General features: G+C 38.7%; 13 protein-coding genes. 6 read left to right on the top strand and 7 right to left on the bottom strand.

Features of this window, described 5'->3' with window-relative positions; translation table 11 throughout:
• Positions 1-20 precede the first annotated feature (20 nt).
• The gene (locus NXS00_RS00155) at positions 21-908 is read right to left on the bottom strand and encodes a hypothetical protein (RefSeq protein WP_258097074.1); all 888 of its coding nucleotides are present in this window, start codon (positions 906-908) and stop codon (positions 21-23) included.
• A 209-nt stretch (positions 909-1,117) separates the two neighbouring features.
• Here NXS00_RS00155 and NXS00_RS00160 point away from each other — a divergent pair, with 209 nt between their 5' ends.
• A complete protein-coding gene (locus tag NXS00_RS00160; protein WP_258097075.1) occupies positions 1,118-1,861 on the top strand; it encodes a hypothetical protein in 744 nt (247 codons plus the stop codon).
• A gap of 3 nt (positions 1,862-1,864) precedes the next feature.
• On the opposite strand, the gene NXS00_RS00165 is transcribed toward NXS00_RS00160, so the two are convergent.
• From NXS00_RS00165 to NXS00_RS00175, 3 genes are all read right to left on the bottom strand, one after another.
• Positions 1,865-3,256 (bottom strand): sodium-dependent transporter, encoded by a 1,392-nt coding sequence (locus NXS00_RS00165; RefSeq protein ID WP_258097076.1) that lies wholly within the window; start codon positions 3,254-3,256, stop codon positions 1,865-1,867.
• Positions 3,257-3,342: 86 nt separating this feature from the next.
• A complete protein-coding gene (locus NXS00_RS00170) occupies positions 3,343-4,770 on the bottom strand; it encodes a TonB-dependent receptor (RefSeq protein WP_258097077.1) in 1,428 nt (475 codons plus the stop codon).
• 125 nt (positions 4,771-4,895) lie between these two features.
• Positions 4,896-6,704 (bottom strand): acyl-CoA dehydrogenase FadE, encoded by a 1,809-nt coding sequence (locus tag NXS00_RS00175; protein ID WP_258097078.1) that lies wholly within the window; start codon positions 6,702-6,704, stop codon positions 4,896-4,898.
• Between the two features lie 236 nt (positions 6,705-6,940).
• On the opposite strand from NXS00_RS00175, the gene NXS00_RS00180 reads away from it, so the two are divergent.
• From NXS00_RS00180 to NXS00_RS00200, 5 genes are read left to right on the top strand one after another with little or no spacing between them, the layout of a single operon-like run.
• Positions 6,941-9,085: a TonB-dependent receptor gene (locus NXS00_RS00180; RefSeq protein ID WP_258097079.1), complete on the top strand. Its 2,145-nt coding sequence runs from the start codon at positions 6,941-6,943 to the stop codon at positions 9,083-9,085.
• Between the two features lie 22 nt (positions 9,086-9,107).
• Positions 9,108-9,524: a DUF2141 domain-containing protein gene (locus NXS00_RS00185; protein WP_258097080.1), complete on the top strand. Its 417-nt coding sequence runs from the start codon at positions 9,108-9,110 to the stop codon at positions 9,522-9,524.
• 8 nt (positions 9,525-9,532) lie between these two features.
• On the top strand, positions 9,533-10,165 hold the full coding sequence (locus tag NXS00_RS00190; protein WP_258097081.1) for a tetratricopeptide repeat protein: 633 nt from the start codon (positions 9,533-9,535) through the stop codon (positions 10,163-10,165).
• The gene (locus NXS00_RS00195) at positions 10,162-11,169 is read left to right on the top strand and encodes a sensor histidine kinase (protein ID WP_258097082.1); all 1,008 of its coding nucleotides are present in this window, start codon (positions 10,162-10,164) and stop codon (positions 11,167-11,169) included. Before NXS00_RS00190 ends, NXS00_RS00195 begins: the two co-directional genes overlap by 4 nt.
• Positions 11,166-11,906, top strand: coding sequence for a LytR/AlgR family response regulator transcription factor (locus tag NXS00_RS00200; protein ID WP_258097083.1), 741 nt, complete (start codon positions 11,166-11,168; stop codon positions 11,904-11,906). Before NXS00_RS00195 ends, NXS00_RS00200 begins: the two co-directional genes overlap by 4 nt.
• On the opposite strand, the gene NXS00_RS00205 is transcribed toward NXS00_RS00200, so the two are convergent.
• The 3 genes from NXS00_RS00205 to smc all read right to left on the bottom strand — a co-directional run bounded on the left by NXS00_RS00205 (position 11,903) and on the right by smc (position 18,989).
• On the bottom strand, positions 11,903-12,256 hold the full coding sequence (locus tag NXS00_RS00205; protein ID WP_258097084.1) for a response regulator: 354 nt from the start codon (positions 12,254-12,256) through the stop codon (positions 11,903-11,905). The genes NXS00_RS00200 and NXS00_RS00205 overlap by 4 nt on opposite strands.
• Positions 12,231-15,347, bottom strand: coding sequence for a sensor histidine kinase (locus NXS00_RS00210; RefSeq protein ID WP_258097085.1), 3,117 nt, complete (start codon positions 15,345-15,347; stop codon positions 12,231-12,233). The genes NXS00_RS00205 and NXS00_RS00210 overlap by 26 nt, the downstream gene beginning before the upstream one ends.
• Positions 15,348-15,464: 117 nt before the next feature.
• Positions 15,465-18,989 (bottom strand): chromosome segregation protein SMC, encoded by a 3,525-nt coding sequence (gene smc, locus NXS00_RS00215; RefSeq protein ID WP_258097086.1) that lies wholly within the window; start codon positions 18,987-18,989, stop codon positions 15,465-15,467.
• Positions 18,990-19,006: the final 17 nt, after the last annotated feature.

A 19,006-nucleotide genomic window follows, 5' to 3' on the forward strand; every position in this document is an offset into this window, starting at 1 on the left:
CAATAAATTAAACTTTTTTATCAATCCTGATGAGCTTTCCATATCTCATCTATTAACGATAGCTGTTGTGATTTGTTGCCTCCAGAATCTTCTACATACAAAGGTATTTCACCAAGGTGTTTCCATTTATTGTTTTGAATGTCCGCATCAAATACAATAGTTGCTCCAAGCTGTCCATTATCTTCAGGATAGATCATGTCTATTGTTTCTGAATACTTCCCGTTTTTGTAAGAATATTTGCCAGATCCTGCAGCATAAATGACATCATCATTTTTGTTGTAATAAACCCATGTGAAATGCGTTGGTGTTATCAATTTGATATATCCTGCATACTCTGGGTACTCTATATAGTGGCCATCTTTTTTATCTCGGTAAGATATAAGGTCCCAAGCTCCTTGTACCATTAAATTCTTCGCTGGAGTTTTATCCGTTCTTACCCATTTCTCTTCAATTTTGTTTGAATCTACTACTACTATTTTGCCAGTGTTATCATCTATATCCATCACTTTGGCATAGCCGGTGTGGTGCCATTCATTCTTCGGCAGATCAAAATCAAAAGGTATAGCTTGTCCTAACTCGCTACTACCTGGGGGGTAGAAGAATTTAATATCCTCTATGTATTTGCCATTCTTGACTTCATAACTGCCTCCACCCATACCCAGGAGCTTATGGTTTTTTTCATCATACTTATACCAGACAAAATGATGGTCCGTTAAATGCTTTTGATAAATGATACTATCACCATATTCTTTCCATTCTTTACTTCCGTCACTGTAGGGAATGTATTTGGTGAGCTTCCATGAACCTATTAAAGGTTTGTTGGAAGGTTTGGGTTGGCTCTGAGGGGTCGTAGCGAATATTATTGCAACTGCTGCAAGAGATATTCTAAGGAATATTTGGGGTCTCATCTCTGCAATGTTTTGGGTTCTATGTAAAAGTTAAAATAAAATATGGTCATTTCAAAGTTTTGACGAGCTTATTATCTAACACGCGTTTTGTATTATTTTCTTGCGATTGTTACCAGAAAATGAAATTTCGTTAACTTCAAATCCAAATCACTTCCGCCGATAAAGTGTTGAATAATTTACTCATATGGTCTGTTCTGGTCTCTTCTGTTATGTTAGGCATTACACAGGAAGGGGTGACACGTTATACCGGTGTGTATCGTGGCAAGACATTATTTATTCAAAACCCATACAACCCTGAGACTAGAGAGTTTTGTATATCAGAAGTTAGGTTAAATAATAAGCGAATCAATCTTAATTATCGCCACAGCGCAATCAAGCTGGATTTTCAAGGGATAGAACAGAATTCACCAATATCGATCCAAATAGTGCATTCGGATAGTTGTAGTCCTGTGATTCTTAATCCTGATGCTATTCAATATAAATACTCATTTGCTTTTCATGAGATTTCAATGAATGATTCTGTGCTTGTTTGGTCGACCATTGGAGATCAAGATGGTGGTGTTTATTCGCTAGATTACTATGATTATGGAATCTGGCAAACTCAAGATACTATTCCTTCAAAAGGAAGACTAGGAGGTGCAATGTATGTACATTTTCCACAACTTCAGGAAGGACCTAATAAGCTTCGATTGAAGTATACTTTTCCAAGTGGTGATTATTTGTATAGCCGAGAGATTGATTTTCACTTCTATGAAGAGCCCGTGACTTTTTCACCAAAAGGTACCAAGACATCTCTAACACTATCTAGATATGCTAATTATGAAATATATGATGGTGGGGATAATTTGGTGCTTTCAGGAGCTGGTTCCACCATTGATGTTCGGAGCTTAAAAAGAGGGGACTATATTATCTATTTTGATAATAAAGACCCCGGTGTATTTACAAAGCTGTAATGTTTAGAATAGATTAATGCCAAAGAATGTTTGAAGGAATGTTAGTAAAAACATAATTCCAAGCACTGTCGGACATAAAAACATAACTGCGAAATTCAGATATTTCTGAACAAAAGATCCTGTATATCCGGGATAACCTTGTTCAATTTCTTCGTTAAGATTTTTGGTCTTCCATATATAAGCAGCAAAAATGGAGATGAGACAACCCCCAAGAGGGAGTAAAGTGTCATTTGCTACATTTTGTGCAAAATCCATGAATGATGTTGGGTTTTCAGCTCCAATGTAAGTGATAAAGTTGGTAAAGAATCCTGAGTAGCCATTAGATAATAAGGAAGGAATACCAATTACAAAAATCAATCCAGCAATTAACCAAACAGCTCTATTTCTTCTTACACCTTTCTCATCCACAACATAAGCTACAGGTACTTCCAAAAGAGATACTGTAGATGTTAGCGCAGCAAAGGAAAGTAGTAAAAAGAACGAAGCTCCAATGATTACGCCTAAGGTTGACCCTAAGCTTTCAAAGGCTCCTGGTAATACCGTAAAAATTAATCCTGCGCCCTGACCAGCGCCCTCCATGGTTCCATCGGTTAAATATGCTACCATTGGGAACATCATTAATCCAGCGATAAAAGCCATACCAACATCAGCTAGAGTGATAAATGCCGCAGAGCTAACGATATTGTCTCCTTTGCCTACGTAGCTACCATAAGTAATCAAAGCACCCATACCAAGTGATAGTGAGAAAAAGGCTTGTCCCATTGCACTACCCATTACACTCAGTGTCAATTTGGAGAAATCAGGAACTAAATAGAAGCTCAGACCTATCATTGCATTATCCAAAGTCAGGGAATACACGACCAGACCAAGTATCATGATAATTAATGTCGGCATTAATATTTTAGAGGCTTTTTCAATACCACCTGCAACTCCTTTAGATACTATAAATGCAGTAGCAAACATAAAAACCATGGCATAACTTCCAACTTTGAATACATCTTTCGTGAAGTCGCCAAATTGTTTCCCAATTTCAAAATGTCCGAAGAGTAATTCAATAAAATAACCGAATGCCCATCCTGCTACTACATTATAAAAAGAAAGAATGACAAAGCCACTAAATATGCCTTGAAGGCCAAGAATGCTCCATTTTTTAAACCCTAATGCTTTGTATGCACCAGCTGGATTCAATTGGGTTTTTCTACCGATTGCTATCTCTGTTACCATTACTGGAAAACAAAGAATGAAACAGAAAATAAGGTACATTACAAGGAATGCGGCTCCACCGCCTGCACCAACTTCAAATGGAAAACTCCAAATATTACCCAATCCTACTGCAGATCCCGCAGCAGCTAAAATGAATCCAAGTTTATTAGAGAATGAGCCTCTTCCAGCCATGTTGTTTTGTTTGTTAAAACGCCAAATATAGCAAAACCAGCTAAAGCAACTAGCTGGTAATTAAGTTGATTGTTAATAAGTTGATTTTACAAGTCGTCATCGTCCAATGGCACCTCGTATGGGTAACTGAACAAGTGATTTTGTTTGATTGAATCTGCCACTTTGTTCGGGACATATTTTTCCCATCCTACTGCACCTCTTTGGATCATTTCCAATACATCATCAGAAATGATGTGTAGGTTTTCCGTTTTGGCACCTTCGATATCCTGAAACTTATCATTATCCATCAGGTATTGATATAAGTGCTTTAGATGCGGTTCTGGCTCAAAAGAATCGGTTGTTTGTATTTCTTTAGTGTCTGGCTTGAATGTAGGGTAGATGTATAGTTTCACATTGCTTCCAAACAATCTACTAAATGACTCAAGAATTCCACCATTCAGATTTTCATAGTAGGATTCATCAAAAATTCTAACAAGGTTGTAGTAGCCCATTACAATCCCCAGTTTTCTGTGTCTGGTGAATTGAGAAAGATAGGCTGCTAGTTTGTAGTGTTCCTGGTAGTTGGATATTAAAACATTTTGTCCAAGCGAACACAATAGGTCTACTCTGTCCAGGAAGTCAGCTTCATCCACTTCACCTTCCATTGTTAAATCATTTAGTGTTAATTCAACAATAGGAGTGACGTTCTGTATTTCTACATCCGATTCTTTTCTGAATGCCCGCATCCCAGTGATCATCATGTCCACGTTGACATGCGTAACCGGACGGAATCGTCCTCTTAGAACAAAGATGTTCTTTTTATATAATGCAGCTGAAGGTTGTAAGACATTCCCTTTAGGTCCGAACATGGCAGCATGAGTCAAGCCATTCTTCACCAACTTCAAAACCATCAATCTGTTGTCCACATGATGGAAGTCGGGACCCTCTATTCGGAACATATCTATCTCAAGTCTAGACTTGTGGATGTTGTCTGTTAGGGAATTAAGTATCTCTTCAGGCTCCGAATAGTTGTAACAAGCGTGAATAAGATTTACACCAACCATTCCTAAAACTTGCTGTTGCCACAATGGGTCTGTGTCTTTCAAAATCACGTGAATTACACAGTCATTTGGGTCAGAATTGGGGTGTTTCTGAAATCTTAATCCAATCCAGCCATGGCCTTGGTTGGTGCGTTTGTAATTTAAAGTCTCTACCGTGTTAGCAAAGGCAAAGAAATGAGATCGTTTGGCTCTGTTGGTCAAGCGCTGAGCAAGAAGTGAGTATTCTCGATCCAACATTTTCATGAGCTTGTCCTCACATACATATCGCAAGCTTTTCCCATAGATGGCATCACTAAAAGTCATATCATATGCCGACATGGTTTTAGCAATGGTACCAGAAGCTGCTCCAGCTTTGAAGAAGTAATCAGCTACTTCCTGTCCGCCTCCAATTTCTGCTATGGTACCGTATATTTTGTCGTCAAGGTTAAGCGAAAGTGCTTTTTCTTTGGTGGTGAGTGTTTTGAATGATTCCATTAAGGGTGCCTGCCTTTTATTTTCACTTAAAATTATGCCATAACAAGCTCAATTTAAACTTATCAGTGACATAAATAAAAAAGCCGGCAGAGCCGGCTTTAGTTTCAGAAATATGCAAAAGGTAATTAATTGTAAAGACTGTAAGGAAACTTATTTTCCGCTACCATTTTCTCAGCAATTGATCTTCTAAGCGTCTTTGTGTTGACAGGATTATATTTTGTGAATCTCTTCATTCCCATCATCATTACTTTTAGTTCATCACCATCTGTGAAGCAGGCAACAGCTTCGTCTCCGTGATTTTTTATTTTTTGAATAGCTTCATGCATATAAAGCTTAGTCATGTCATAGTATAACTTGCTTCCTGCTTCTCCGTGTAAACTGGTTAGCTTTTCAGTTCTTAGGATGCATGATTCCAATACATAGATTTCAATCAGCATATCAGCAACATGCATTAAGACTTCTTGCTCATCTGTAAGTTTAGGGCCAAAGGTTTCAGCAGCTTTTCCAGCTACCATTAAGGCAGCTTTTTTCAACTTCTTCAATACATCTTTTTCTTCTGCAAGAGGAGCACTTAAGTCAGGCATCTCAAAAGAAGGTACTGAAGTCAATTCTTTAGCTACCGACATTGCTGGACCTAATAAATCGATTTCACCTTTCATAGCACGTTTGAACATCATGCCGACTAGCAACATTCTATTAATCTCGTTCGTGCCTTCATAGATTCTAGTGATTCTCGCATCTCTGTAAGCTCTTGCCATAGGTGCTTCTTCTGAGAATCCCATTCCACCATATACCTGCACACCTTCATCCACACAGTAGTCAAGTACTTCAGAACCATGGATTTTGATGATGGCACACTCAATAGAGAATTGCTCCAAAGCTTTCAATTTCGCTTTGCTAGGATCCATTCCTTCGCTGATTAGTGACTCAATTCGGTCATCAATGTTCTGACCGGCTCTGTAAGCCGCAGATTCGATAGCGAAAGTCTTTGCTGCCATGTTGGCTAATTTCGTTTGAATCGCTCCGAAGCTTGATATGGATACACCAAACTGTTTACGCTCATTCGCATAGTTGGTGGCTTTAGAAGCTATGTCTTTACAGCCATTGATTACTCCACATCCTAGTTTGATACGACCTACGTTCAATACGTTTACAGCGATTTTGAATCCGTTCTCACGCTCAGAGAGCATGTTCTCAACTGGTACTGTACAGTCATTGAAGAAAACCTGACGAGTAGAAGAGCCTTTGATACCGAGTTTTCTCTCCTCATCGTTCATGGTGATGCCACCATAAGTTTTCTCAACGATAAACGCTGTTAAGTTTTTATCATCATCAATTTTGGCAAACACAATGAACAAGTCAGCAAAACCCGCATTAGAGATCCACATTTTTTGACCATTGATGATGTAGTTTTTGCCATCGTCAGACAATTTGGCTTTTGTCTTGCCTGAGTTAGCATCCGACCCTGCATCTGGTTCTGTCAAGCAATAAGCAGCTTTCCACTCACCAGAAGCAAGTTTAGGAATGTACTTTTGTTTTTGCTCTTCAGTACCATAATACAAGATAGGTAGGGTTCCGATACCCGTATGGGCACCGTACGCTGTAGAAAATGAACCTGATGCCGCGATGATATCTGCCATTAGCATACCGGTGTTGAAACTCATTCCCATTCCTCCGTATTCTTCTGGAACAGAAATTCCTAACAACCCTAGTTCGCCAGCTTTGTCCATCAACGAAGGCATCAGTCCTTCTTCCATGCTGTCTATTCGATCTACGATAGGGGCTATTTCCTTGTCAATGAAATCCTGAGTGGCAGCTGCCATCATTTTTTGTTCTTCTGAAAACTCTTCGGGGATGAAGATTTCCTGGGCTTCTGTTTCTCTGACGATGAACTCACCGCCTTTAATAGCTTGTTTTTGTGCTACTGATTCCATTTTTCAATTAATGTTTTATAATGAGGTTAATATGTTATGCATGCATACTATTTCAAATATATAGAAAAATGTTATGCATGCATAATAAATGGAAAAAATATTCTTATCCAATACAATAGAAACGTGAATGAAGGATTTGGTTACAATTCATCCTGAATATTCGACAGTTCGGTAAGGTCAAATTTTAAAACGTACTGTCAAAACGCACTTTTGAATCAACAAAAACGATCAAAACCATGCGTTATACTTTACTACTTCAATTCATACTGTTTACACTCGCAGCTACAGGACAAACCATTCTTGAGGGAGATGTAAAAGATAAGACCTCTGAAGGCCTTATCGGAGCAAATGTCTATATCAAAGATTCATATGATGGGGGGACCACTGATTTTGATGGTCACTTTCGCTTTGAAACGTTTGAGACTGGAGATCAGATACTAGTTGTTTCATTTGTTGGGTATGAGACTTTGGAGCTTCCAATTAATATAGAAGCAGCTGGAAACCTTCAGATAGAATTAAAAGAATCATTTAACAGTATAGCTGCTGTGACAATCACTGCTGGAGCATTTGAAGCGAGTGATGAGAAAAAGGCCGTGGTGATGAAAAGCCTGGATATCGCAACGACCGCTGGAGCCACTGCTGATATAACAGGAGCACTAAATACGCTGCCCGGTACACAGAAAGTAGGAGAGTCAGGTCGTTTATTCGTGAGAGGTGGTACTTCTGATGAAACAAGAATCTACATAGATGGGGTAGAAGCGTCTAATTACTATGGCGCTACGGCTAATGGTGTTCCTACAAGAAGTCGATTTTCACCATTCCTTTTTAAAGGGACTTTCTTCAGCACTGGTGGGTATTCAGCAGAGTTTGGACAAGCTTTATCCTCTGCACTGATTTTGAACACTAATGATGTAGATCCAGAGAACAAAATTGACTTGTCGATTATGTCGGTTGGTTTGGATGCAGGTGTGACTCGCTCTTGGAACGATCAATCACTCTATGTGAAGGCTGGATACATGAATTTGAACCCATACAATGACCTGATCAATCAACGAGTGAATTGGATAGATGCTACCAAAAGTTGGGATGGCACGCTGGCATATAAGAAGAAGCTAACTAATGGTGGAATGTTTAAAGTATTGGGAATGACTAATACTTCTGGTTTTCACCTTGAGCAGTACTCTACATTATCAGAGAAAGGATACTATGATGTACAGATGGCTAACCAAAATTCATTCATTACATCGAACGTGAATTTGCCGGTAGGTGATAAGGATAGCTTTTACTTCGGAGGTTCTGCATCTTGGAATCGTGACGATCTTACTTATGATGAAACGGAGTTGTCTACTCCAGATTTTAACATGCATTGGAAGGCCAAATTCATTCATGAGTTCAATGCCAAGCAGATTATCAACACAGGAGCTGAAGTATTCTATACTCATGTAGATCGTGAGATTACCACTGCTACGGATTCTGTGACCCTTGACTACTCTAATTATAATCTGGCAGCTTATGGAGAATTTGATCAGTACATCACAGAGAAGTTGATGATGCGTTTTGGGGCAAGATTGTCTAATCAGTCGGTAGTTAGCTCTACCACTTTGGAGCCACGTTTCTCTATGGCTTATCAAGTAGGAGAGTTTGCTCAATTCTCGCTTGCTACTGGCCAGTTTTATCAAACTCCAAAGAAGGACTATTTACTCGTGACAAACACCATAGATCAGGAGCGAGCTCAACACTATATCTTGAACTTTCAACGAATAAAGGAAAGTAAGATCTTTCGTGTGGAGACTTATTTGAAGGATTATGATCACCTTATTCGTTTTCAGGATCAATATGACCCAACTACTTTCAGTAATAATGGAGAAGGTTATGCCTACGGTCTAGATGTGTTTTGGAGAGATCGTGGTGGGTTTAAAAACATCGACTACTGGGTGTCATACTCCTGGTTAAAAAGTGAACGCTTGTTTCAGGATTATCCTGAGAAGACAACTCCTGGATTTTCCACTGCGCACAACATGTCTTTTGTTCTCAAGAAATTCGTGCCAGCTATCAAAAGTCAATTGGGAGCAACCTACTCTGTGACATCTGGAAGACCTTACGAAAACCCGAATAAGGAAGGGTTCAACGAAAGCAAGACGGATGTATACCAGGACTTGAGCTTTAATATGGCTTTTTTACCACGCCCTGAAGTGATCATCTACTTGTCAGCAACGAACCTTCTAGGTCAGGATCAGGTGTTTGGTTACCGCTATGCCAACACACCAAATGATAATGGTGTAATTGCATCGGAGGCTATTCGCTTACCCGCTAAACGATTCCTTTTCATAGGATGCTTTATCACCATTGGTGCATTCAACAAACAATTAGAAAATCTATAATCAAATCATAAACTTAAAATCAATGAAAACTCTATTCATTCTAGCATTTGCATGTATTGGACTTGCAGCTAATGCCCAAACTAATAACCTAACAGTAGAAGTGACCAATTTCAAAAATGCCAATGGGAAGTTGCGTGTAGCTCTCTTTACAGATGAGACTAATTATTTGAAAGACAGTCAGTTTGCTTCGGATACAATTGTCTATAGTCAAGAGAAGGTAGAAGTGCTATTTGCAAACCTGCCTGCAGGTGAATATGCCATCTCCATCTACCATGATGAAAATGATAATGGAAAGCTGGATGCTAACTTCATGGGGATTCCATCTGAGCCCTATGCATTTTCCAATAATGCTCCTAGTCGATTTGGACCTGCGAAATATGCTGAATCCAAGTTCACTTTGGATCAAGAAAACCAAATTCATTCAATCAAATTAAACTAAAAAATAACATGAAAACGCTATTCACAACTATTGCCATTTTAACAGTTACTTTAGGATTCAGTCAGTCAAAGTTCGAATCTGCTATTCTTCGAGGAAAGCAAATGATTAATGATGCAGATACAGTCACAGCAATGCAAAATGCGGTGAACTACTTTCAACGAATTGCACAAAAGGAGACAACTGAGTGGTTACCATGGTATTATCAAGCTCAAATAATCTGTTTCATGGCGAGTAGTAATTCTGATTTAGACGCTAAGGAAAATCAACTTAACAAAGCATTAGAACTAATCGAGGCTGGAAAGAAAATTGAAAAGAATGCGGAGTTATTGGCGTTAGAGGGTTTTGTTCAAATGCTACGTGTTTCTGTAGATCCAGCTACTAGAGGTCAAAAATTAAGCCCTGTTGTGTTTGGATTGTACAATCAGGCATTAGCAATAGACCCGCAAAATCCTCGTGCACGTCTTTTTTTGGGTCAGTTTCAATACGGGACTGCACAGTTTTTTGGGACAGGCTTTGAAGAGGCATGTGTGAATGTTAAGAAAGCTTATGATATATTTGAGAATCAGCCATCTGAACCTACGATTTATCCATCATGGGGAATGGGAAGTGCTAGAGCTGCATTAGCAAACTGCAATCAATGAAATACTCACGTGAACAATTCATAGGTCATCTAAAAGAGATCTTCATCATGGGAATGATTGGGCTGGTGTACAGCCTTTTCGTTGGTGATCTGAATGCTTTCAATATTACAGTGACTGTTCTAATCTGGATTTCGCTTAGTAGAGGAAACGGTTGGTTGGTTGAGATTATTGATAAGCGAATTAGTTGGGTAGACCAACCAATCCTGAGGCTGACAGTCGGCATGGTGGCCATGATTGTTTACACGGTATTTGCTTTTGGGCTCATTTTGGTAACCACCATATGGTATTACTATGGAGATTCACCGTCAGTAACTTTAGCAAGGTTGGGTTTTGAAAACTACCTGGTTAGTATCCTGATTACTTTGATTATTTCGATGTTTTTACACGGAAGATCTTTTTATCTGAACTGGAAGCAAGCGCTTTATCGTGAAGAGAAACTCAAAAATGAGACCTTGAAAACCAAGTTTGAATCTCTTAGAAACCAGGTTAATCCTCACTTTTTGTTCAATTCACTCAATGTGCTGTCTGGATTAGTGTATGAAGATCAGGCTAGAGCAGTTCAGTTTATTCGGAAAATGTCTGAAGTATATCGATACGTGTTAGATAAACGTGATCAAGAATTGGTGACCCTAGAGGATGAGTTGAAGTTTTTCGACAATTATGCCTTTCTTCAACAGATCCGATTTGGTGATAACTTAAAAGTACATGTAGAGCGAAATGGGGATGGAATGGTTCCCCCGGTGGCAATGCAGCTGTTGCTAGAGAATGCTATAAAACACAACATTGTCTCTGAGGCTAAACCATTGATAGTGAATGTGTCCATCACAAAAGATGAAATTAAGGTGTCTAACAACATACAAGAAAAACTCTCCAAAGACTCGACCGGTATCGGTTTAAATAATCTGAGAGATCGCTATGGATTTCTGTCCAATAAGAAGGTAGTGGTCAATAATGACGGTAAAACCTTTGAAGTAATACTCCCACTTTTGAAAATAGACTCATGAGATATTTAATTCTGGAAGATGAAAAAATAGCTTCCAATAGACTTAAGGAAATGATTGCTAATCTAAGGCCAGATTATCACTGTGTCTTGACTTTGGATTCGGTTGAGTCGGCAGTGATTTCATTGCCTGCACTTAAGTTAGATTTGGTCTTTATGGATATCCAATTAGCTGATGGGAATTCATTTGATATTTTCGATCAAATCAAGTTCGACGCTCCGATCATTTACACCACGGCGTATGATGAGTATGCGTTGAAGGCTTTCAAATCGAATAGTGTAGATTATTTACTAAAACCTATAGATCCAGTAGAGCTGGCAGGGGCAATTGCAAAGTTTGAAAAGCATTCAGTGAAAGATGATAAGGATGTCACTCAATTAATGCAATCTCTAAAGCCAGAAGGGAAAGAGCGATTTGTTGTGAAAGTAGGTGAGCACCTTAAGTCAGTACTAACGAAGAATGTACAATTGATCTATAGTCAGGATAAGGGGACGTATTTGTTTACCGATGATGGAAAACGATTTTTGGTAGACTACACGATGGATCGGGTAGAGGAGATGTTGTCTCCAAAAGAATTCTTCAGAATTAGTAGGAAGTTCTTAGTACATATAGACTACATCAAGGACATTGTTTCCTATACCAATTCCCGTTTGGAAATAATGATTGACGGCTTTACAGATGATCAGGTAATAGTAGCCAGAGAGCGAGTTAGTGATTTTAAAGTATGGCTAGATCGTTAGCCTTTGACAAAATCCAATATTTGAGATCTTTCAAAAGGTTTTCTGAAGTACTGCTCCAATAGTTTAGAATCAAGTGCTTCTTTGATTTCGCTTGTCACCTCAAAGCCAGTTAATAGACAAAATCTCACATCAGGGTATGTTATTTTAGCTTCTCGAATTAAGTCCAACCCACTTTTGCCGGGCATTCGTAAGTCAGTGATCACTACCTCAATGTCCTTTTCTTCATCCAATATGTCTAAGGCATCATCAGCGGAGTCTGCCAGTATGATGTCCACATCATTTCTATAGGTAATTTGAAATGTAATGCGGTTTGGATACTCATCATCAACGTATAGTACTTTCTTTTTCACTTGCATCTCCATTTGACCATGATTTAAATGTAATAATTACTGTGGTACCTTTATTCTTTTTTGATCGAAAATGTATTTGACCTTGATGTTCAGTGACAATTCTTTTCGAAATAAACAATCCAAGTCCTGTGCCTATGCCTGGCGCTTTGGTTGTAAAGAATGGATCATAGATTTTGTCAAGGAACTCCTGATCAATACCTGATCCGGAATCAATAATTTTTAATTCAACTGAGTTATTTATGTTAGTTGTTTGTATTTCGATGGTTCCTGTGCCATCTATAGCATGAACAGCGTTTGAAATCAGATTTATTAATAGCTGGTGTATACTTCCATCATTAGCAGTGATGAAGTGATTTTCGGCATTGAGGGTTTTAATTACGTCAATTCGTCCCTTTAGCTCATGCTCCATGATTAATAAAGAGGTTTTCACCACCTCATGGAGATCACATTTGTCCATCAGCTGATCTCCTCCATGGCTGTATCTACTTAATCCTTTGACGATGTTGGTAATGCGATCAATACCTAACTTCATCATATTGACAACTTCCTCCAACTCATGATCAGCAATGAGGGTATCATTCTCTGCCATGATGGTTTCTACGCTATATAATCCAGCTTGCAAATAATTGACCGGATTATTGATTTCATGAGCAATGCCAGCAGTTAAGACACCTAAGGAAGCCATTTTTTCGGCTTGAATAAGCTGATTTTGAGTGTTTTGCAACTGAGAGACGGTTAGTTCAAGCTCTTCGGTGCGTTGCTTAACCATGGTCTCCAATTGAGCCTTCATTTTTTTAAGCTCTTGAGTTCTTTCTTCTACTAACATTGTCAATAACAACTGTCTTCTTTTTTCCATTTTAGAAGTGAAAAAACGGGTGAAATACACCGCAACTGCCAAGATCAAAACCAAAGTCAGAATAAATGGAGCTCTTTTATAAAAAGGGGGAGCAACATGAAATATGAGAGTCTGTGGGTCACTCCATTTGTGGTTTCCTACTTTTTTAGCTTTAAGTTGAAATGTGTATTCCCCATCTCCAAGGTCTGCCAGGTTCACTATTGAGTTTGGTTCTGGTGTGGACCATTTGTCATTCAATTTGTAGCTGTATTCCATATCATTGGTGGGATAAAGCAATGAACTGAAATAAATGGAAAGGTAAGATTCAAAAGGAACTTCGATCTTTCTATTTGGTTGAAAATTGATTGATTTGCCATTCACTACAAAATCCAGAATTACTGGTTTCTTGGTTTTACTGGAAGTGTTATTGATTTTATAATCTGTTACAGCTACACCTTGAGAGGTACCGACCCATAATTTATTGTTGTTGATTACCAGACACTGTTTATTAACAGTGTTCACAGGCAGTCCTGAGGCTTCAGAAAACTGCACATAATTATGTGTTTTAATGCCATATCGTATTAATCCGGCAGTTGTTGCAATCCATAAATAATCATCTTCTTTTACTATGGCACGAATCCCGCTATTATCAAAATTTTGATTGATACTCATTTTGACTAATTCTCCATTTTCAAGTGTAAAGAGCCCATAATTGGTAGCTAGAAGCAGAAACTCGTCAATTAAGGCAATGTCGTCTACTATTAACCCAATTCTGTTCGGATTGCTAAATGGGGTGCTTAGGTCTGTGAAAACGGTGTCTGAGTGGCTTTTGAAATACAAATAATGATCCGGGTTAGAAGACAATGCGTAAATGCCGTCAGAAGTAGCTTTAATTCCAGTGATTTCTGAAATAATCCCTTTGTCACTGTCATAGGAAGTATATGTGAAATCCTCAGGTTGAATTTGGTGTACTCCATTGAACCCTTCTTGGCTTGTCCAGAGGTCATTGTTGATGGAGTCATAGACAATATCAAACATGTAACGTCCTGTTGATTCAAAGGATTGCTTTTTAATTATAAGATCGTCTTTGATCTTGTAGAGGTTTTGTCCTGATGTTACATACAGTATGTCATTGGTCATGATACCACTTAGGAAATAGTCTTCCTCTTTACCTGTTAATACCGCTGATGATACTTCAGTCTCTTTATTGATTTTCCATACGCTATTGCTACGTAAGGTATATATGAAATTAGATGTTGAGTTGGTCACTAAAGCTTCAATGTAATTGTTGGGCTTACTTAAATTAACCTTTCGAAATTCAGGTAATGAAATCAGCAAAACTCCTTTTTCCGTACTCAACCAAATATTTCCTTCGCTATCTACATACGATTGATTGACAAACATTTCTGCATTGGAGAGTTTTATTCCATGTATCAAGGAGTCGATAGTGACTATACAAGTATTGTTGTAAATGCCGCTTAATACAAACTGATGATTATTCAATGGCTCAATGTGTTGATATTCTTGTGTGTTGTCTATGTTGTTGATTTCAAAGGGGATGAGTGACACTTTGTCGTTTTCAAAAATTGCCTGCTTAATGCCATCTCCTGAAGCAACAAGTATTTTATCTCCTATTTGTTTTAAGTCATTTGTGGTAAACCTTTTTGGTATGGTTAATCTTTTGAATTGATTGGAGGTCTCTTCATACCGATAGTAGTTTCCTGGGTTCGATACAACAATGACATCTTTATTTGCCATTTGAATGAAATTGAAGGATCGAACAAATGAGTTGGTGTTGTCTTCAGGTTCAAATGAAATCCTTTTCCAACTTCCATTTTTTTCGTAAATAACTACTGCATGTGGTTCCGAAATCCAAATTCTACCATTGGAGTCTTCAAGTGCCGTTTTTGGATAATAAACTGTAGAGTCTGTTACAGCTCTGTTTCCTTGTAATAGTACTTCGAAGCGCGGGTTGCTTATGTCTGGATGGATCAGCGTGATACCCATGTCGTGAACGCCTAGTAACCTTCCATCTGAAGTCGTTAGGAAGCTTTTGAAAAAATTGCCAGGGGCACCGTCTGCATATCGCTCAAAGTTTAATCCGTCGAAACGATATAATCCATCATCTGATCCTATCCATATGAAACCGAGGCTATCTTGTGTAATGCATTTGATGACGTCTGTGTCCAATCCATCAGCCGAACGATAGCTGTAGGTAAAGAAATCCTGAGCCACAGCAGTTGAGACTAGAATCATGCAGAGCATGCTTGTTAGACTTTGGTAAATCTTTTTAGGCACAAAGGAAAGTTAACCAGAAATTAAGAGTTAACCTTATCGCGTCGATAAATGGCTTTATTTCTCCGATAAATGGATTTAAGCAAGTTCTCTCAAATCAACAGGAACTACCCTGGATACGCCTTGCTCGATCATGGTAATGCCATAAATTACGTCAGTGCTAGCCATTGTTCTTTTGTTGTGAGTCACAATGATAAACTGAGATTCCTTAGAGAACTTTCTAATGATCTCGTTGAATTTATCAATGTTAGCATCATCCAATGGAGCATCTACCTCATCGAATATACAGAATGGTGCTGGCTTGATTAGATAAATCGCAAACAGGAGAGATGTTGCTGTAAGTGTCTTTTCACCACCAGAAAGCTGGTTGATCGTTAATGGACGTTTTCCTTTTGGCTTGGCCATGATTTCAATGGAAGAGTCCAATGGGCTATCTGGATCCGTAAGCTTCAGCTCACAGTCATCTTCTTCTGTGAAGAGCGTGCGGAATACTTTGATGAAGTTTTCTCTAATTTTTTCAAAAGCATCAAGGAATGTAGTTTTAGCTACTTCATCTATCTCACTGATGGTAGTTAGAAGTGACTCTTTAGCTTTTTGGAGGTCTTCTTTTTGGTTGGCAATGAAATCATGGCGTTCCTTGATCTCTTCATAGGCTTCCATAGCCATAGGATTGATCGGTCCCATACCATCCAACCTATTCTTTAGTTTGTCAACTCTTTCACGAAGGTCATCCTGAGTTTTAGTGAGCAGTTCTTCGTTTTCGAAGCTTTCTATTTGCTTCATGTCAATATTGAATTCCACGGATAAACGATCTTTAATGGAATTCAATTGCATCTTAGTCTCATTGAGCTTGTTTTGCCATTCCATCAAGACGTGATCTGTAGACTCTCGCTGACGTTGTATCTCTCGCAGACCTTTCTCTTGCTCATCGATCAGTCCTCGAACACTGTAATAATCTTTTTCAGCTTCGTTTACACCATTTTCAATGGACTCTTTCTCCTCGTACATTGCCACCAAATCATCATCACTTTCTTCTGATTTTTTAACAAGATCATTAAGGTCTTGTGTGGCTTTTTGAAGTTCTTCGGTGTTTTGCTCAATTCTAGCAGCACTACTTACAAAGGTTTCGTCTTTATAGCTGATCTCTTGCTTGATGCTGCTGATCTTATTTTGCTGACGATGGTATAGAACATTCTGCTCATTGTATGCTGATGACTTGATAGAAAGCAACTCATTCATTTCTGATAGTGCTTCTCTTTGTTCAGCGGTTTGTGCTTCCAGTTCAGTTAATAGAGCAGATGAAGACTCGTATTCTGGACGCATGGTTTCCAGTTCCTCAGCAAGGGTTTGAATGCGTTCTTCAATATCCTCTCTCTTCGTTTCATTGGAATTGAGAAGTTCACTATACTGTTGTTGTTTGGTTTGAATAGAAACGAACGTTTCATTGATTCTACTCATTTCACCTTGCAATTCCTCAAGCAGTTCTGCCTGAGTTGAGTTTTTTAATTGCTCTATTTCTGCAAGATTGTCGTTCAAGTTTGACTTGGCTTTTTCTTGCTTCTTAGTAAGATCTTTTATTTCTGTAGCTAATTTCTCCAGGTTCTTCGCTCTACCAATACGTTTACCTTCAAAAAGGCCTACAGATCCTCCATGAATACTGTACTTCTTATGTGTGATCTGACCACTCTTAGAAATGAAAACCACTTCGTCAGTGTCTGAATCTGGAAGCTCATTTTCATAGATGTAAACATTATCTAGAAGGTGAGCGATTAGTCTTTTGTACTTTTCATCATATTCGACAACTTCCGTAGCAGGAGTAGTATTAGGGAATATATGCGATGACTTTGCGTGGTATTTCGTTAGCTTATCTAATACGAAAAAGTGAGCTCTGCCTCTTGAAGCATCACTTAGCAGATTTACTGCTTTTAGAGCGTCATCATGAGTTTCTACAACATAGTAGTTCATGTAGGGCTCCAGGAAGTTTTCAATAGCAATACGGTAATCTTCAGGACAAGCGATTACGTCAGAAAGGAGAGGAGCATCTTGCCATTGTTTGGACTTCTTCAAAAACTTAATAGCCTCAGGGAAACCTTCCAGACTGTCAACCAATGACTTGGTAAGGTTATACTCGTTTTGTTTTGAATCCAATTTACGATTGACCTGAGTTAATTCTTCTCTTATGATGTCAATACGCTGTTGGTAGGTCTCGATCTTAAATTTAAGATCAGCTTCTTTATTCTTTAGCGCTTGGTATTCTTCGTTTTTTTGGTTTTTCTCTAGAGTGATCTCCTCTAGTTTATGATCAAAGTTCTTCAAGCTTTCGCTTTGTACTGATGAGTCTTCTCTTGATTTGGTGAGTTCACTTCTGAGTGAATTGATTTGAACTTCTTTGATCTCCAAATCTTTACCAAGTTGATAAACTCGCTCACGTTTGGTGTTGTACTGTTGGCTATTCTCGTTGAGAATATTCTGCGCTTCTTGTGTTGAAGATTTTTGAGATTCGTATGCCTCTTGCAGCTCCTCTAGTTTTTTGCTGATGTCAGAAAGAATCTGCTGTGCATTATCTCTTTCTTTATCTAAACTCTGAAGGGAGAAAGCCGCACGCTCGTTGCTCTGCTTGTCTTGAGAAATCTGATCTTGTAGTTTCTCAATCTTGTCTTGTAGGTAGCGCTGACGCTCGTTTTTAATTTTCTTTTCGCTCTCGTAGTTACGAATGCGTGTGACGTGCTCATTGAGTGTTTTCTGACGTGAACCTAAAAGCTTCTCTTTGGTAACTAAATCGGTTTTAGTTTTTTCCAAGGTGGCCTCCCTTTCCAACATCTGAGTATTCAAAGCACCCTTCTTGTCGCTTTCCTCCTGGATGCGTTTCTCTACTGTAGCAAACACAGCTGTTTGATCCTCTACAGATTTTTTAGCTAGAGCAACACTGTACTCTTTATATTCTTCCTTCATCTCATAGTATCGCTTGGCTTGTCTTGCCTGCTTCTCCAGAGATTTAAGGTTTTTATCAATTTCAAATAAGAGATCTTCTACACGATCCAAATCGGCATCAGTATCTTCTAGTTTTTTGAGAGTTTCTTTCTTACGCTGTTTGAATTTGGAAATACCTGCTGCCTCCTCGAATAAACTCCTTCTAGATCCATCCTTATCATTCAGAAGATCGTCCACCATCTTCAATTCGATGATGGCATAGGTGTTAGAGGCAATACCTGTATCCAGAAATAAGTCTTTGATATCCTTAAGTCGACAGGGGACACCATTTAAAAGGTACTCACTTTCACCAGTTCTGAAATACCTTCTAGTAATGGTTACCTGAGTATATTCAGTAGGGATGAGGTTTTTGGTATTATTAAAGGTAAGAGAAACCTCAGCTAATTGAGTGGCTTTTCTAGCTTTGGTTCCATTGAAAATCACATTCTCCATTTTATCAGAGCGGAGTACTCTGGATTTTTGTTCGCCCAGTACCCAACGGATGGAGTCTACTACATTGGATTTTCCACAGCCGTTTGGACCTACGATGCCTGTAATGCCCTCATCAAAGTTGATGGTCATTTTATCAGCAAAACTCTTAAAGCCCTTAATTTCTAACCGTGTTAACTGCATGCAGTGGATGTGATTTT

Source organism: Marinoscillum pacificum, from assembly GCF_024714495.1.
Lineage (GTDB): Bacteria > Bacteroidota > Bacteroidia > Cytophagales > Cyclobacteriaceae > Marinoscillum > Marinoscillum pacificum.

Coding starts and splice junctions, on each gene's coding strand:
- NXS00_RS00155 (WP_258097074.1), bottom strand. CDS start 908: ATGAGACCCCAAATATTCCTTAGAATATCTCTTGCAGCAGTTGCAATA.
- NXS00_RS00160 (WP_258097075.1), top strand. CDS start 1,118: ATGTTAGGCATTACACAGGAAGGGGTGACACGTTATACCGGTGTGTAT.
- NXS00_RS00165 (WP_258097076.1), bottom strand. CDS start 3,256: ATGGCTGGAAGAGGCTCATTCTCTAATAAACTTGGATTCATTTTAGCT.
- NXS00_RS00170 (WP_258097077.1), bottom strand. CDS start 4,770: ATGGAATCATTCAAAACACTCACCACCAAAGAAAAAGCACTTTCGCTT.
- NXS00_RS00175 (WP_258097078.1), bottom strand. CDS start 6,704: ATGGAATCAGTAGCACAAAAACAAGCTATTAAAGGCGGTGAGTTCATC.
- NXS00_RS00180 (WP_258097079.1), top strand. CDS start 6,941: ATGCGTTATACTTTACTACTTCAATTCATACTGTTTACACTCGCAGCT.
- NXS00_RS00185 (WP_258097080.1), top strand. CDS start 9,108: ATGAAAACTCTATTCATTCTAGCATTTGCATGTATTGGACTTGCAGCT.
- NXS00_RS00190 (WP_258097081.1), top strand. CDS start 9,533: ATGAAAACGCTATTCACAACTATTGCCATTTTAACAGTTACTTTAGGA.
- NXS00_RS00195 (WP_258097082.1), top strand. CDS start 10,162: ATGAAATACTCACGTGAACAATTCATAGGTCATCTAAAAGAGATCTTC.
- NXS00_RS00200 (WP_258097083.1), top strand. CDS start 11,166: ATGAGATATTTAATTCTGGAAGATGAAAAAATAGCTTCCAATAGACTT.
- NXS00_RS00210 (WP_258097085.1), bottom strand. CDS start 15,347: ATGATTCTAGTCTCAACTGCTGTGGCTCAGGATTTCTTTACCTACAGC.
- smc (WP_258097086.1), bottom strand. CDS start 18,989: ATGCAGTTAACACGGTTAGAAATTAAGGGCTTTAAGAGTTTTGCTGAT.